This is a genomic window from Acidobacteriota bacterium (assembly GCA_016715115.1).
Classification (GTDB): domain Bacteria; phylum Acidobacteriota; class Blastocatellia; order Pyrinomonadales; family Pyrinomonadaceae; genus JAFDVJ01.
This window is the reverse complement of the sequence record JADKBM010000011.1, coordinates 740,646-757,138: the sequence shown is the minus strand read 5'-3', so window position 1 is coordinate 757,138 and position 16,493 is coordinate 740,646. Positions and strand designations below refer to the sequence as shown.

The following is a 16,493-nucleotide window of genomic DNA, read 5'->3' as shown; positions in this document are numbered from 1 at the left end:
CGCGACCGTGTCGGCCGATTTTCAAAGGCCGGCGCGGTCGAGGGCAGATCGTGACGCAAACAGCAAAAACAACTAACGCGTGACCGCCATCGCAACCGAATTCCCGCCGCCGAGGCAAAGTCCCGCAACGCCGCGCGACGCGCCGCGACGCTTCATTTCATACAGCAGCGTCGTCAGGATCCGGCTGCCCGAATTTCCGATGGCGTGTCCCATCGCAACCGCGCCGCCGTTCACGTTGACGCGTTCGGGATCGATCCCGAGTTCCTTCATCACGCCGAGCGCCTGCACCGAGAACGCTTCGTTGAGTTCGAAAAGCTCAACTTCGGAAAGTTGCCAACCGGCCTTCGAGACGGCGCGCCGGACGCCTTCGACCGGAGCCAGCATGATCAGTTTCGGCTCGATTCCCGATGTCGCATACGAGACGATCCGTCCAAGCGGCTCGATCCCGAGTTCGGCCGCTTTTTCCGCCGAGGTGATGACCAGCGCCGATGCCCCGTCGTTGACTCCCGGCGCGTTGCCGGCCGTGACCGTTCCGCCGTCGCGTTTAAACGCCGGTTTGAGCCGCGCGAGCCCTTCGGCCGTCGTATCGGCCCGAACCGGTTCGTCGTAATTCAAAACAATCGGGTCGCCTTTCTTCTGCGGAATCTCGATCGGGACGATCTCGTCCGAGAAACGGCCATCCGACTGCGCCGCCGCCGCTTTTTGATGCGAACCCGCCGCAAACTCGTCCTGTGATTCGCGCGAGATCTGATGTTTCTCAGCGACGACTTCGCCGGTGTTGCCCATATGCCAGTTCTCGAACGGGCACCACAATCCGTCGCCGATCATCAAGTCGGTGACAGTCTGATTTCCCATTCGGTAACCGTCGCGCGCGCCCGGCATCGCGTAGGGTATGTTCGACATCGACTCCATTCCGCCGGCGACGACGAAATCGGCGTCGCCGAGCTTTATCGCCTGCGCGGCGAGGCTCACGGCGCGAAGACCTGAACCGCAGACCATATTGATCGTCAACGCCGAAACTTCCGGCGGAAGTCCGGCCTTTAGCGCCGCCTGACGCGCCGGCGCCTGTCCGAGACCGGCCTGAACGACGCAGCCCATAATCACTTCATCGACATCGGCGACATCGATCCCGGCCCGCCTGACCGCTTCTTTTACCGCGATCGCGCCGAGATCGGTGGCGCTGAATCCTTTCAGCAATCCCTGAAACTTCCCCGTCGGCGTCCGTACCGCGCTGATGATAACTGCTTCTCTCATAGTCATATTATTTATGTTCCTTATGTTAAAACCGTCGATCGAATAGATGGATATAGTTTATGACGTTTGAAGGGGACGTTCAAACCCGGATCAGGTTCGATTCGCGGGATCGGTCTCCGGTCGCCGATGCAGTTCGGCGCGAAGCCGCGTCCGGCTGAGACGGATCGAACGCCAGATCGCACGGCGATAAATCAATCGTTCAGTTTGCGATGGCCGCGTTCCGGGACGCAATCGCGATCGAAGTGCGTCCGCGAGATTTCCGACGAGATCGGCGGACTGGATCAAACGTGTCCGAAGATATCCGAAGTTCTTGAAGCAAAAGGCATATTTGCTCATCACCGTTCGACCGATCCGCCATTCGGAAGGCATTTGGCCCGCGCTCCGATTTCCTTTGTGGACTATCGACGCGCCGGCCAGATAACGCACCCTGTAGCCCGCTTTCGAAACCGCGAAACAGAGATCGGTATCTTCCGCGAACAAGAAATAGTCTTCGGGGACGCCGCCGGATTTCTCGAGCGCTTCTCGGCGGACGAGCATAAACGCACCGTAAACCCAATCGACGTCACGCGATTCCCGATGATCGAAGAAGTCTCCCAAAAGCCGGTCGGCCCGTGATTCAGGATTCAGAAAACGGTACAAGCCGAGCGCATCCAACAACGTGTAGCCGAGAGTCGGGAAACGGTAACAGATCTTTTGCCGTTCGCCCTGATCGTCGACGACCGATACGGAGAGCAAACCTATATCCCGGTTCGATCGCATTTCGCCGAGCGCCGCTTCCAGCGCATTTGAGTTGACCAGCGTGTCGGGATTCAGAAACAGGATGAACTCGCCGGCCGTGTTCGCGGCGATGCGATTGCACGCGGTCGCGAAACCCAGGTTCGACTCATTCTCGATGACCGACACCTCCGGAAACTCACGCCGGACTACGTCCACGGTTCCATCGATCGAGCAATTGTCCGCAATCCACGTTCGGCGTTCGAGCCCGCAATCTCGCAAAGATCCAAGGCATTCACGGATCTCACCGGCGCTGTTCCAGGTGACGATCGCAACGACCAACGCTGAGGTGTTCTCGATGGGTTTCATACTCGTAAGCAAGGGACGTTGCTATTCTCACTTGTTTTCGCACGACGTTCAATCGGCCGATAACGGGAAATCTCCTTTATACAATGCCTTATGCCTTGAATTTTTGTCGAAAATAGGTCAGAATTCAGCGTTCTGCAATCAACAGAATCACCTTCCGTATTGGAGCAAAAATGAAAAAGTTTTCGATCTTGAAATTTCTAATTGTCGGCATCGTTGTGTCGGGCGCGTTTTCGTTCGACGCCGAGGCGCAGAAAGTCAGACTTCGTTCGCAGATCACGCCGAACTGTACGGCCGTTACCGGCACGACGCGCTGGAAGTTCTCCGACATCTACGCCGACGGCAATATTGCGGTTCAGGGCAGCTACAATTGTCGCGGCGCATTCATTTACAATATCTCAAATCCGGACGCGCCGACCTTGGCCGCGTGGTACAATCCCGGCGCCAATCAGCAGTTTCTCGAAGCGATCGTCGTCGGCAACCGTGGGTATTTCGGCAGCGGCAACGGCGGCGGCGTTCATATCGTCGATCTGACCAATCCCGCGAGTCCCGTTCTCCTTGGACAAGTGACTTCGACCAATGGGAACGGCCACAACTCGATCCACGAGATGATGGTTCTCAGTCAGGGCGGCCAAACCTATTTGATCGAAAACTCCAACAGCATTTCGAACAAGATCATCAAGTTCATCAACGTCACGAATCCGGCCGCTCCTGTCTTCGTCCGCGATCTCAATCCGACGGAACCGCAATGGGTTCACGCGATGCATATCCGCGGCAATCGTATGATCACCTCCGGTTGGGGGAATTCGACCAATCGCGGCCGAACCGAGATCTACGACATTTCGAACATCGCGACGCAAGCTCCGGTACTTCAGGGATTCATCGAAGACACGACGACGACGACCGCCGGCAACAGCATGCACAGCAGTTGGACGAGCGAGGACGGCGGCACACTTTACAGTGCGCGCGAAACGACCAACGGAACGGGCGATATCCGTGTTTACGATATCACACAACCTTCGTCGCCGGTCTTGATGGATCGCCAGACGATGGACGGACTCGCGTTGAACGCGGTGACCCCGCACAATCCGGTCGTGATGGGCGGCAAACTCTACGTTTCGTGGTATCAGGCCGGCCTTCAGGTCTTTGACGTGACGGTCGCGCAACAACCGAGGCGTGTTGCTCAGTACGATTCGTATCAGCAGACATTCGCTCCGACAGATCTCATCGGATTAAGTGAGGAGCCGTGGGACATCGTTTGCGGCAGCGAGAATTTGCAGAATGTTCTTCCGACGAGTTACGACGGCGCCTGGGCGGTCTTCCCGTTTCTCGGCGAAGACAAGGTCCTGATCGGCGACCTGACCTACGGGCTTCTGGTCGTCGATGTTACCCGGGCGACCGCGGCGCCGAGGAACGTCGTTTCGGATTTCGATGGCGACGGCAAGACTGATTATTCGACCTTCAGTCCTTCAAGCGGAGTTTGGAGCGTTGAGCGTAGTTCGAATTCGGCGTTCAGCCAGTCGACTTTCGGGATCGCGGAAGACCGTTTGACGACCGGCGATTTTGACGGCGACGGCAAGTCCGACATCTCTTTGTGGCGGCCGTCGAACGGAACCTGGTATCGTATCAACAGTTCCAGCAACACTTTCGTTCAGGCGCAATTCGGGTTGAGCGGCGATGCTCCGGTCGAAGCTGATTACGATTCGGACGGAAAAACTGACATCGCGGTTTGGCGCCCGTCCACCGGCACCTGGTTCATTTCGCAGAGCACTCTCGGCATTAGAATCCAGAATTGGGGAATCAGCACCGACATTGCCTTCGCCGGCGACTACGAAGGCGACGGAAAGGCGGATATGGCCGTCTTTCGTCCGAGTACCGGTGTTTGGTACGTGATGCAGAGTTCATCAAGTCTTCCGATCATCGTCAATTGGGGAATCTCGACCGACAAACCGCTTGCGGCCGATTTCGATGGTGACGGACGTTCGGATTTCGCGGTTTACCGCCCGTCCGAAGGCAACTGGTATGTGCTGAAATCAGCGACGAACCAGGTTGCCATCAATCGGTTTGGCCTCGCGGGCGATGTTCCGATCCCGGCTGACTACGATGGTGACGGACAGGCGGACATCGCGGTATTCAGGCCCGATAACAGTGTCTGGTATCGGCTCAACAGCTCCAACGGCGCCTTCTCGTCAAGGCAATTCGGCCAAAGCGGCGACGTCGTTTCGCCCTCATCGGTACAACCGTAGAAGCTGTTCGGATAGATCGACCTTTGAAAGTCCAAAGTTTAGGCGTTGACGTTTAGCTTTGGACTTTCGTCTTTTCGGGATCATATGAAACTTTCACTGACAATCGAGACCGGAACCTTCGCCGGGCGTACATTCGAACTCTCCGAGGGCACGATCACGCTCGGACGCGGCGAAAAATGTTCGATCCGCTTCGACCCTTTGATCGAGCGTGTGATGTCGAAAGAGCATTGTGCGATCGAGGCGCGCGCCGACGGATTCTACATTACCGATCGCAACAGCACGAACGGCACCTATCTGAACGGCGAACGGATCGGGACGAGCCGCCTTTCGGGCGGCGACGTCCTGCAGTTCGGCAAGAACGGCGTGAAAGGAACGATTGCCATCGAAGCCGATGAAAACGCCAGCGCCGCGACCGTTTTTGCAGCCGCGCCGTACATTCCGCGGCCGGCCGAACAGGCGACGGTCGCGTATCCGGCGTCATCTCCCGCGTTTGAAACGGTTCCGGCCTCTCCCGGACCGTCACAAGCAACCGTGGTCGCAGGAGGCGTGCGAAATTCGATCTCGAATTTCAGCCTCGGCAGCATGCCGCAGGAGTATCAGCCCGAGCCCGAAAAAAGCAACCCGCTGATGATAATCGGGATCGTCGCGGCGATCATCGGAAGTCTCATCTGCCTGCTTCTGGTCGTGTTGATCACAGTGCTCTCGGTCGGGCCGCTGACGGCGATCGTCGCGACATTCGTCGCCTTTGCGCCGGTCATCTTCTACCTGATTCCCTATTTACTGATCGACAGATACGATCCGGAACCGCTCTGGCTGCTCGCGCTCGCGTTCGCCTGGGGCGGGCTCGTCTCGATCGCGTTCTCGTTTTTTGCGAACACGATCGCCGGAATTGGCGCGGCGGTTGCCGTTAATCCGGAATTCGGCGACGGTTTTATGGCGGTCGCGGCGGCTCCGATCTTTGAAGAGGGTTCGAAGGGGCTCGGTGTCTTGCTCCTGCTTGTGGTTTTTCGGAAGTATTTCGACGACATCCTCGACGGGATCGTTTTTGCAGGTGTCGTCGGGCTCGGATTCGCGACGGTTGAGAATATCCTCTACTACGGTCGCGCTCTCAATGGCGGCGGATTGATCGCGTTGGCGATCCTTTTCGGCCTCCGCGGGTTGCTCTCGCCGTTCGCGCACGCGACGTTCACAGCGATGACGGGCATCGGTTGCGGGATCTCGCGGGAGTCGCACAGCAAACCGGTCAAGATCCTTTTTCCGCTGGTTGGCTACGTGCTCGCGGTTTGCCTGCACTCGCTTTGGAACGGACTTGCGGTCTTTGCGAGCCGAATTCTTGAAACGTTAAGTATCGGCTGGCTGTGTGACTGGCTGCAGCAAAGCGGCCTCGAATCGTTGTGCGCCTTCCTGATCGCCTATGCGGCGCTCCAGATCCCTCTGTTCGTTATCTTTATCGCCTTCACGGTCTATGTTCTTGTGCGCCAGAACCGGATTCTGAAAGAGATGCTCGCGATCGACGTCGCGCGAGGGCTCTTTCCCGAGGAACACGCGAAGACGGCGACTTCGATTTTCGGTTCGATCTTTTGGCGGCTGGGCGGGATCGGTTCCGGCAAATTCGGAGCCCGGACGAAGTATCTTCGAACGCTTGGAAAACTCGGACTTTCTTACTGGCACATACAGCGCGCGACCGAAGCTCACGGTCAGACGGCGAGTTTTCAGCAGAACCCGATCCTCCGCAACGAGGTTCTGCGCTGGCGCGAGAAGGTTTGAGTCCGCAATTCGCCTCGGGGACCGCCTCGCGCGCGAACACCGAGTCGATGATGAACGACGATCTTGAGTCGCTCGAAGGCGATCTCGTCCGGATCATCGAAGCCGAGAACGCGGCGTTTCTCGATCGCTATTCGTATCTCGGCGACGTCAATATGGAATTTTCCTACCCTATCATGCAAAGGACGAAAAGCAGCAGGCGCTGATCGGCAAGCAGCAGACCGGAAACCAACCCTGGGCGTCGATCAATGAAGCCCGTACCCGCACGGGAAAGAAACCGCTCGATACAAACAAATTCCCGTTCGCCGACGCGCCCGTCATCAACACGAAGGACGGTCCGCTTCCGATGAGCATCTGGCAATCCCGCGTTTCAGCCGAAGACAATCAGCCGGACCAAACATCCGTCACATCCGACTGAGTATGGCGGCGAAATTACAATGACGCAAGAAAGTTGTTGACACGCGGAATCGGCTTATCTACGACGGTCTCGGACGAACGATCGAAACCCGCGATTACGAGAACTCGACCGATTACGTCAAGGCGCTTCAGGAGTACGACTCTTTGGGCCGCGCTTACCGTTCGTCGAATCCGTTCCGCGCCGATCTCGGTGAGACCGCGCTTTGGACGACAACGCAGTTTGACGATCTCGGCCGCGTCACTGAGGTCACGACGCCCGACAACGCAAAGGTCACGCGTCGGTACTACGGCAGCAGCGTCCGCGTCTTCGATCAGGCGGACCATAGCCGCGCCGGAGTTTCGGACGCGCTCGGGCGTCTCGTCAAAGTCGTCGAATATGACAACGGTACCGATCTTGAAACGCTCTTCACTTACGATGTTGTCGGACGCCTCCGCAAAACAATTCAGGGATCACAGACACGGTTTTTCCTGTATGATGATCTCGGGCGGCTTATCCGCGCCAAGCAGACGGAGCAGCAGGTGAACACGAGCCTTAACATCACCGACCCCGTAACCGGCAACAACGGCTGGGCCGTCCGGTTTGACTACGACAACAACGGGAACATCGTCTCGACGACCGACTCCCGCGGCGTGACGACGGCCGGAACGTACGACAACATAAATCGCCTGACGTTCCGCGATTATTCGGATTCGACGCCCGACGTGACATTCACCTACGACGATCCGAACATTCCCAATTCAAAAAGCAAACTAACCAAGGTGTCTTCTTCCGTTTCCGAAACACGCTTCACGGCGTTCGACGATCTCGGCCGCATCAAGAGCTCGAACCAGATCATCGACGGGGCAACGTATTCGTTTCCCGACTATTCCTATGATTTGTCCGGCGCGCTCGTCTCGCAGACATATCCGTCGGGCCGGGTCGTGCGGGCCGAAACCGACAACATCGGAAGGCTTTCAAAAGTGACGAGCCAGATGCCGAATCAGATGGAACGAACGATGCTCAGCCATGTCTCTTACACGTCATTCGGCGCGGTCAGCAGCAGCAAACTCGGCAACGGACGTTGGGAAACGATGGAGTATGACGCCAAACGCCTGCAGATGAAGCGGATCTCGCTCGGCGGTTCGATCGCGGATTCAAGTCTGTTAAGGCTCGATTTCAACTACGGGACGACGACAAGCAATTCAAGCGACAACAACGGATCGCTGCGCAAACAGACGATCACGCTCCCGGGCATCGCTCCGATCGAACAGGATTACAGCTACGACGCGCTTAACCGGATCGACGTTGCGACCGAAACCGTCGATTCGACCGTCAAGTGGCGGCAGGATTTCGACTACGACCGCTTCGGAAACCGGACGTTCAACGCCGCGAATACGACCACCTTGCCGGCAAACAACGCGATCCATAATCCGCAGGTCAATCCGGCGGACAACAAGTTTTACATCGCGGACGGCTACCTATATGATTCCGAAGGGAACCTTACTTCGAATCCGGAGGGCAAGACTTTCACCTACAATGCCGAAAACAAGCAGACGCAAGTTTACGATTCGGTCACCCAGACGACAGCCAATTATGTTTACGACGGTGGCGGAAAACGCGTGAAGAAGACCGTCGGAAATCAGGACACTTACTTTGTTTACGACGCGTTCGGAAAACTCGCAGCGGAATACACGACAAACCAGACGATCACGACCGAAGGCGCGAAGTTTCTGACCGCCGACCTTGTCGGAAGCCCGCGCGCGACGACGAACAATCTAGGGCAGATCGCGTCACGCCACGACTACATGCCATTCGGCGAGGAGATCGCCGCAACCGTCGCGAACCGCAATCAGGTCACTGGATTCACCGTCAACGACCGCATCCGCCAGCAGTTCACGGGCTACGAACGCGATGGCGAATCGGGATTGGACTTCGCCCAGAACCGCTATTTCGCCGCCAAACACGGAAGATTCACATCGGTCGACCCGCTCGCGGCATCGGCGAGCGCGAAGAACCCACAGACATTTAACCGGTACACCTACGCGCTTAATTCACCGTACAAGTTCACTGATCCTTTAGGATTGTTTACGTGGTCTGCAGCTCTCGGTGGGCTCAAAACCGACGCCGAATTGGAAGACGAGTTAGAAAGGCTGAAGCGTGATGCCGACACTAATTGTGACGAGATTGCGAGATTGGATCGCATTGTTCAGGAACGTAGGAGAGTTGTTGCTTCAATGGATCTAGCCTTGGAACGTGCGAAGATATTCGAAGACAATGGGCTAACTGACGAAGCGAATCGGATCCGGTCGGCAGTTAATGCGTTCGGCAAACCTGGGCAAGATAACGGTGTTGTCGTGGCGCGTGACCTGGATACCGCAGACGAGGGCGGTTACACTCATGTAAAAGACGGTACCATAATAGTAGCTTTCAACATGGAACAGCTGAATGAACAAAACGTAGCTCATGAGGGCGTTCACGTGCAGCAGGCGAGTCGATATTTGAACGGAACGAACATAAGTCTTCATGATGCTGAGATGGAAGCTTACACTGTGTCCGCACTTGTCTCAGAAACAAACGTTGGCATTTCGAAGCACATTGTTGAGAGCGGAGGATCTGACTTCGTGATTTACGATCGTAATTGGCTCGTAACGGGCGGGCACGGTGTTGTTCGCAGGGAAATAACGACACATGTCGAGTCTCTGTTGGAAGCTCAGGGAAAGAGTCCGTCGAGTTTTGTTGGCCAAAGGAATGCTTTTCCCGGTGGTCGGGGGCGTTGGGAGTAATGAGGAATCAGAAATTAACAGTTGCGGAGCTGATCGAGGATCAAAAATGAGACGATTTAATTCGATTTTTGTTTTGTTATGTCTTGTTCTTTCAGCGATTCTCATAAGCGAATCGCAAGAATCACGACGGCCATCGTTTGAGAGAATCGACAACCGCCGACCGAGTGTGTTCTTATCGTTCGAGCGGCTAGATAGTAGCGAAGGAACCGTTATTTGCGAGCGTTCGGAAAAGGACTTTGCGATTTTGAAATTTCACAACAATATGCGTCAACTGATCAATTTAGATGCAAATTTTGACATTCGGGAAGTCAGTGAAATTCCGCTGAAGCTCTCCGATGGAGCATCTGGCATTGGCGTCAAAGATGGATCCAAGGTTAGCCTTTGCTATGACGTCGAGCCAGTCGTGATGACGCAGACCGTCACCAGACGAGACGAGGATAACCGGATGGTGATAACCCAAGGTGTCCGTATTCCAGTGGAAGTTCCTGATCAGAATATCGCGTGCAGTTGCAAATCGAGTGAGGGAAGGCGTCGATCCTATCCCGGAATATGGGTCGGGCCAGGAGAATCTGTTAGCTTTCGTGTTCCCAAACGTTTTTTGTCCGACAAACTTCAAATTTCAACCGCATTCAATTTTGAGTTTGAGAGCACCGAAGGATGGATACGAAACGATGAGCCACGTCACTATGTGTATTTCAAGACTGACAGTGCAATACGCCTTGATGGCCGGTAATTTGCTAGCGGGAAGGTGATGAATGCGGGATCAAAGTGTCAGATGCCGTTAACCGCCTCGCGCCACGACTATATGCCCTTCGGCGAGGAGATCGCCGCAACCGTCGCGAACCGCAATCAGGTCTCGGGATTCACCGCCAACGACCGCATCCGGCAACAATTCACGGGCTACGAACGGGACGGCGAATCAGGATTGGACTTTGCCCAGAACCGCTACTTCGCCGCCAAACACGGAAGATTCACATCGGTCGACCCTCTCGCCGCATCCGCGAGCGTGAAAAATCCGCAGACGCTTAATCGGTACAGCTATGCGCTCAATTCGCCGTACAAATTCACGGATCCTTTGGGACTTAGGCCTTGTGGACGGGCTGGCGATGAAAAGCCAAACGGCGACGCCTGTACACAGGCCGATGACGGTGAACCTCACGGACCCCAGGAAAAGGTTATGGAGGATCGAGCAATTGCCGCGCAAGAGCGTCGCGAAGCTCCTCTTCTCCAAATCAAGATCTCGTTTGAAGAAATGGATGTTTATTTCAACGCGCCTCTTCGTGATCGATTTTTCACAGGCACTTCCACAATTGCAACGATACAAATCTTGGACAAAAAGGGGAATCCGTTAGCCGGTGCCACGGTTACCGAAACAAACAAGCGGGTTGAGGGGACCGGAACCATAGACGAACGTGTCGACTCGCTAGAGCTTGATTCGAATGGTGTAATGAACGATGTCGTTGGGGTTGGGGAGGTTAGTCGGTCTCGAAAGAGCATCGCGGGAATTAATCCCTCGAATGATGAGGACAAGAGGGCAATTCGGATTGGGTTAACCGACGAAAGCAATGAGGCCTCTATCAATGAAACTACAAGACAGACGCTTAGTATTAGTACGAACAACGGCGAGAAGTATGAAGTAACTTGGGAGCGTCAAATAACGAATCGGGAAGACGGAAAACCGCGAACTCAAATGAACAGCAATGGATTGAATATGGTCGTGAGGTACACCGAACCAAGAATCAAACGGGTGGACTGATCCGGCATGGGTAGGTGAACTTTTGCCTGTGGAGATTGCATATGTGTAAATTTATCGTTTTGGGATTTATATTATTGGGCTCGTTACAAGCGTTGTCCCAGGGCACATCGAAGGACGTCTTAGAGAAGAGAATCAGTCTCACGGTCTCAAACATGTCGCTGATCTATGTCTTGGATGAGCTTTCTGAAGACCATGAGATTCCAATTGGTTTGGAACTCACGGAAAATGAGAAGTTTCCAAGAGTTGTTAGTTTCGAGATATCCGATGGCACATTGAAAGATGTTTTGGGGATTCTGAAAACTCAGGTTCCGGAATATTCGTGGGAAGTTCAAGATGGCGTGATCAACTTCTTCCCGGCAAAAGGTCGAAACCCAATCTTGGCGGACTTGTTGGCTACGCAAGTTGCTGTTCTCGACTTTCGTCGCGGTAGTTCGATTTATGAGATTCGCGACGCGTTGCTCGAAACAAAAGAGTTAAAGGGGCTGATGATTTCGAAAGAAATTCGACGCTCACCCTTCGTTGATTCGCCGTCCTCATTTGAACCCGCTTCAGTTGAAAGAGACTATTGTTTTCGCGATAAAACTATGAGGCTGATTCTCAATGGGATTGTTAAAGAAACCAAATTTAAGATTTGGACTCTTTCGTTGGAAAAGCGGGATTTGAAGTTCACTTTGCGATAGCAATATGATTGGGCTGATTAACGCCGGGCTTCGCCAATTTGAGTCGCGATCGAGATCGCTTTTTTCCGAACCCGACTTGGCACATGGGCTTCGACCATTTCGGGCAGCTCGTCACGAGCGAGCAGCGGACGCGGTTCGAGAACGAGTCGGCGGAGAGTGCCGACCCCAAGGTCTCGACCTACGAGTATTGTCGGCAACGGCAAAAGGGTGAAAAAGACGGTCGGAAATCAGGAGACTTACTTTGTTTACGACGCTTTCGGCAAACTCGCCGCCGAATATACGACGAACCAGACGATCACGACCGAAGGCACGAAATATCTGACATCGGATGTCGTCGTCGCCCGCGGGCGACGACGAACAATCTCGGTCAGGTCGCTTCGCGCCACGATTATATGCCGTTCGGCGAGGAGATCGCGCCAACGGTCGCGAACCGGAATCAGGTCGTTGGCTACACCGCCAACGACCGAATCCGCCAGCAGTTCACCGGCTACGAACGCGACGGAGAATCAGGATTGGACTTCGCCCAGAACCGCTACTTCGCCGCCAAACACGGTCGATTTACATCGGTTGAGCCCCTCGCCGCATCGGCCAGCGCGAAGAACCCGCAGACGTTCAATCGATACAGCTATGCATTGAACTCGCCGGGGTGGTTTACGGACCAAATAGCTATTTCGACCGAGCGTCGAAGATAATTATTCTCAGTCTCTCGGCCGAAAAACGGCCTCGAGATTGATTATTTGATGAAGAGGTGGACGCGATGTTATTGAGAATTGTATTCGTTTTTTCTGCCCTTGCTTTGTTGTCAGCTTTCTCGTGCAATAATGGCCGAGACAACCGCGCGATGACCGATCCGCGCGAATTCGATGAACCTGTAGCGATGAATCCTAACCAGACGCCTTGTGATTTTGATTGTGTTGAAGGTTTGAAGTACGGTTCATACGCCACGTTGCTCAAGTACTACCTTTCGATCGATTCACTCGTTTTTGTCGGACAGAACACCATCCAGTTCGCAGATGTTGACCAACTTCGGCAGTTAACCGGTGTGTCCCAAGAAACGCTGGACGACTTCGTCGAGAAAAACAAGAATTCGGAGAAACTGCGGAAGCGCTTCGACGTCTACGCGAAGATCAGGATGATCGAAGTTGACGAGTCCATAGAGAAAACCGTTGATCTGATTGAGAAAGACAATCCCGACTCGGAAGGATTGATCCTGATGTCGCGGATTGGAAGTAGCCCTGATAATTCCGAGACGCTGATCTATATGGAGCACTATGATTTGTCGAACAATGTTACCAAGCAGTTCTGTCTCATTCGGAAGATGAACGGGAGGGTCGTGACGGACGTCAAGTGGATTTCGGCGAGATTTGACAGCTTTTAATAATTGACCGAGGCGATCCGAGGGCTTACCGTTTGACTAGGATAAGTGTTGACCCGTCAATCGGAATTGCCGAGGACCTCTTTGTTTCTCGTGCGAAGAAAGCGGGTTTGACAAGCGAAAGCCAGTTCTTGCCATTCAAAAGGGTTGAGCGAATCATTAAGAAAACGTACGCAGAGATCAAAACTGGTGACAAAATGAACGGCAAGTCACCTCTTTCTATCACCGCGCGGTTACTTGATGACGCCGTTTCAGTCGAAATCCGAATTTCAAGATTCCTCGATGATGAATAGCCGCTATTTGTTTCAAACGGCCAAGGACCGGGCGATATCCGAAACTGGATGCGGGCTCTGTAAGTGTTGAACGCTGGTATGTGTCAGTGGAGTTGATAGATTCGCGATGGAATGGATTCGGTTCAGGAAGGTAATTGAATCCGGCGTACCCATCCGGACGCGACAAGCACCCTGCAGTGTAGGCAGGTTGACCTGAATCAACATCGGCTCGTAGACCAAAAAGAGGTAGAACCGCACGATCCGGGCCTTTCAGAGATGAGTGATCAGCGTTTTTTTCGGGCTGGATTCGAAGCCCTTATGATCGCCGACCTTGAGGTTCGATGAGGCAATCGCCAGACGCAAACCCCGCAGCACAATAATCGGAATCCAACATATAAGATGCTCATCGGAGTCGAAACCCGATAAGCATTTTGCATAAAGAGCACAAAATCGACGAAGCCGAGATCAGGTTCAAGTTCCTTTCGGACTCTGTATTGAAGGCCTTCGAAAAGGACGGGCGTAAGTTCTGCCGGCTGACCGCGTCTTCGAATGCCGAGGATCTCGTCGGCGACGTGATGTCGCAGAAGGCTCTTGAACAGATGAAGTCATCGGCGGCCACCCGATTTTGGATTTGGGATTTTGGATTTTGGATTGGTCGAACGCGGAATGATCGTTCTTTAAATCGAGAAATCCGAAATCGAAAATCGGCAATCCCAAATGCGTGGGCCGTCCTTGTCCGTGACAAGTCCCCGAATCCGAAACGAAGCAAAGGCATCATCATCGAAGAGGTCGAGTATATCGAGACTTCGATCGTCGGCGTTCCCTGCATGACGGACCCGACATACATTTTGTTGTGTCTTCCTTTGTCTTGGTTGATTGGCTGGATCATTCGAAGCCGCGTTCTTAATAAGCAGCTCACTTCGCCATGAAACGAGGAATATCAGGTTCTGTTTGAAGCGGTCATACTCTGTCCTTCGCGCACCCGGCTTCGGTTCGGCAGTGTGCACCCAATTCGGGAGCTGTTCTGGACAAATCGCAAATGAGGTGGCCGAGGAAGAAACCGGATGTCGAGGTCGAATATGAGTGAGTTTCGTCTGAGCGATCTGTTGCTGTTGCCATTTGTTTTCGGGGTGGCGGTCTTTCTTTCCTCGATGTTTGCGGATGAGAGGTGCCGTGAACCGGGAGTCGTTTGGTTGGCTGTTGCAATGTTTCTGGCATATCCGCTGTTTGGAAAAGGCAAACGAAACAACATTGTCGGGGATGTGACATTTGGCAAATGGTTCTGCGCGGTCGCGATTTGTGGAATACTTTTGTGGATTCTCGGTTGGCCCAAAATGCGTTGAAGACACTCCGGATCAATACGCCCGAGCGAAGATCACGCGTTTTGCCGACGGTTTGCCGGAAAAGACGCAGGTTCCCGACTCCTCAACCGAATTGAACGGAATGCAGCGGATCGTCGCTTTTGTTTCGGCCTTGATCGCATCTTCGGTTTCGCTCGTTCCGTCCCAGTGCGCGCAGAGAAACCCACCCTTTTCTATTTGGATCTTGAAATCGTCCCAGGTATCGATGACGAAGGTGTTCGATTCGCGGAATTCGAGGGCCTTGCGATAAATGTTTGACTGAATTTCGTCAAGAAGACCGGCAATGTATATGCCGACGCCGTCGATCGGCCTCGACTCTTTCGACAGATTATCGCGGCGCGCGACCTCGATCGTGCCGTTCTCAAGATCGCGAAGGCCGATCGCGAGGCGAACCGGGACGCCCTTCAACTCATATTCGGCGAATTTCCAGCCGGAACGCTGTTGATCATCGGTATCGAACTTCACCGTGATTCCCTTCGATTTCAATTCCGCGACGATCGGATCGACCTTTTCGGAGATCTTTGCAAGATCTTCCTCGGTCTTGAAGATCGGTATGATCACAACTTGGATCGGCGCCAGTTTCGGAGGCAGAACGAGTCCGTTGTCGTCGGAATGCGCCATCACGAGCGCGCCCATCATCCGCGTTGAAAGCCCCCAACTCGTCGCCCACGCATATTCGAGTTTCCCTTCCTTGCTCGTGAACTGGACGTCAAAGCTCTTTGCAAAATTCTGGCCGAGAAAATGCGACGTTCCGGCCTGCAAAGCCTTTCCGTCCTGCATCAACGCCTCGATGCACAAAGTGTCTTCGGCGCCGGCGAAGCGTTCGTTGGGTGTTTTCGAACCTTGCACAACGGGCATCGCCATCCATTCTTCAGCAAATGTCGCATAAACGCCGAGCATCTGCTCGGTCTCGGCGATCGCCTCTTCGCGCGTCGCGTGCGCCGTGTGGCCTTCCTGCCAAAGAAACTCGGCGGTCCGTAAGAAAAGCCGCGTGCGCATCTCCCAGCGGACGACGTTGCACCATTGATTGATCAGGATCGGAAGATCACGGTAAGACTGGATCCAGTTGCGGTAAGTATTCCAGATGACAGTTTCGCTTGTCGGCCGGACGATGAGTTCCTCCTCAAGCCGCGCCGTCTCGTCGACGACGAGACCTTTGCCGTTCGGATTGGCCTTCAGACGGTAATGCGTGACAACGGCGCATTCCTTCGCGAATCCTTCGGCGTGCTCTTCTTCCTTTTCAAGAAACGATTTCGGCACGAACAGCGGAAAGTATGCGTTCTGATGACCGGTCGCCTTAAACATATCGTCGAGCGCCCGCTGCATCTTTTCCCAAATCGCGTAGCCGTAAGGTTTGATGACCATACATCCGCGAACCGCGGAGTTTTCGGCGAGATCCGCGCGTTTGACGAGTTCGTTGTACCACTCGGAGTAGTTTTCTGTGCGTTTCGGTAGTCCTTTGCTCATAGGTCGTTTTTCGGTTTGCCCGGTAAAATAAAGAATCATACGTGAAAAGCCGAAAAGA

The 16,493-nt window shown here is 54.2% G+C and carries 14 protein-coding genes; 11 read left to right on the top strand and 3 right to left on the bottom strand.

Annotated elements, in window-relative coordinates; genetic code table 11:
* Window positions 1–72: 72 nt before the first annotated feature.
* Both IPN69_11950 and IPN69_11945 read right to left on the bottom strand, forming a co-directional pair.
* A complete protein-coding gene (locus IPN69_11950) occupies window positions 73–1,254 on the bottom strand; it encodes an acetyl-CoA C-acetyltransferase (GenBank protein ID MBK8811429.1) in 1,182 nt (393 codons plus the stop codon).
* A 90-nt stretch (window positions 1,255–1,344) separates the two neighbouring features.
* Window positions 1,345–2,337, bottom strand: coding sequence for a glycosyltransferase family 2 protein (locus IPN69_11945; GenBank protein MBK8811428.1), 993 nt, complete (start codon window positions 2,335–2,337; stop codon window positions 1,345–1,347).
* 170 nt (window positions 2,338–2,507) lie between these two features.
* On the opposite strand from IPN69_11945, the gene IPN69_11940 reads away from it, so the two are divergent.
* The 11 genes from IPN69_11940 (at window position 2,508) to IPN69_11890 (ending at window position 14,950) form a co-directional block, all read left to right on the top strand.
* On the top strand, window positions 2,508–4,580 hold the full coding sequence (locus IPN69_11940) for a hypothetical protein (protein ID MBK8811427.1): 2,073 nt from the start codon (window positions 2,508–2,510) through the stop codon (window positions 4,578–4,580).
* Between the two features lie 84 nt (window positions 4,581–4,664).
* A complete protein-coding gene (locus IPN69_11935; GenBank protein MBK8811426.1) occupies window positions 4,665–6,347 on the top strand; it encodes a PrsW family intramembrane metalloprotease in 1,683 nt (560 codons plus the stop codon).
* Entirely contained in the window at window positions 6,344–6,550 is a 207-nt protein-coding gene (locus tag IPN69_11930; protein ID MBK8811425.1) for a hypothetical protein, read from the top strand. The genes IPN69_11935 and IPN69_11930 overlap by 4 nt, the downstream gene beginning before the upstream one ends.
* 355 nt (window positions 6,551–6,905) lie before the next feature.
* On the top strand, window positions 6,906–9,524 hold the full coding sequence (locus tag IPN69_11925; GenBank protein ID MBK8811424.1) for an RHS repeat-associated core domain-containing protein: 2,619 nt from the start codon (window positions 6,906–6,908) through the stop codon (window positions 9,522–9,524).
* Window positions 9,525–9,570: 46 nt separating this feature from the next.
* Window positions 9,571–10,257, top strand: coding sequence for a hypothetical protein (locus IPN69_11920; protein ID MBK8811423.1), 687 nt, complete (start codon window positions 9,571–9,573; stop codon window positions 10,255–10,257).
* A 42-nt stretch (window positions 10,258–10,299) separates the two neighbouring features.
* Window positions 10,300–11,280, top strand: a complete 981-nt coding sequence (locus tag IPN69_11915; GenBank protein ID MBK8811422.1) for an RHS repeat-associated core domain-containing protein — start codon at window positions 10,300–10,302, stop codon at window positions 11,278–11,280.
* 41 nt (window positions 11,281–11,321) lie between these two features.
* On the top strand, window positions 11,322–11,960 hold the full coding sequence (locus tag IPN69_11910; protein MBK8811421.1) for a hypothetical protein: 639 nt from the start codon (window positions 11,322–11,324) through the stop codon (window positions 11,958–11,960).
* A gap of 83 nt (window positions 11,961–12,043) precedes the next feature.
* On the top strand, window positions 12,044–12,652 hold the full coding sequence (locus IPN69_11905) for a hypothetical protein (GenBank protein MBK8811420.1): 609 nt from the start codon (window positions 12,044–12,046) through the stop codon (window positions 12,650–12,652).
* A gap of 230 nt (window positions 12,653–12,882) precedes the next feature.
* The gene (locus IPN69_11900; protein ID MBK8811419.1) at window positions 12,883–13,338 is read left to right on the top strand and encodes a hypothetical protein; all 456 of its coding nucleotides are present in this window, start codon (window positions 12,883–12,885) and stop codon (window positions 13,336–13,338) included.
* Between the two features lie 700 nt (window positions 13,339–14,038).
* Window positions 14,039–14,536, top strand: a complete 498-nt coding sequence (locus tag IPN69_11895) for a hypothetical protein (GenBank protein MBK8811418.1) — start codon at window positions 14,039–14,041, stop codon at window positions 14,534–14,536.
* A 150-nt stretch (window positions 14,537–14,686) separates the two neighbouring features.
* Window positions 14,687–14,950, top strand: coding sequence for a hypothetical protein (locus tag IPN69_11890; protein MBK8811417.1), 264 nt, complete (start codon window positions 14,687–14,689; stop codon window positions 14,948–14,950).
* A gap of 12 nt (window positions 14,951–14,962) precedes the next feature.
* On the opposite strand, the gene IPN69_11885 is transcribed toward IPN69_11890, so the two are convergent.
* Window positions 14,963–16,435 carry a proline--tRNA ligase gene (locus IPN69_11885; protein MBK8811416.1) on the bottom strand — a complete coding sequence of 491 codons (1,473 nt, stop codon included), beginning with the start codon at window positions 16,433–16,435 and terminating at the stop codon, window positions 14,963–14,965.
* Window positions 16,436–16,493 lie beyond the last annotated feature (58 nt).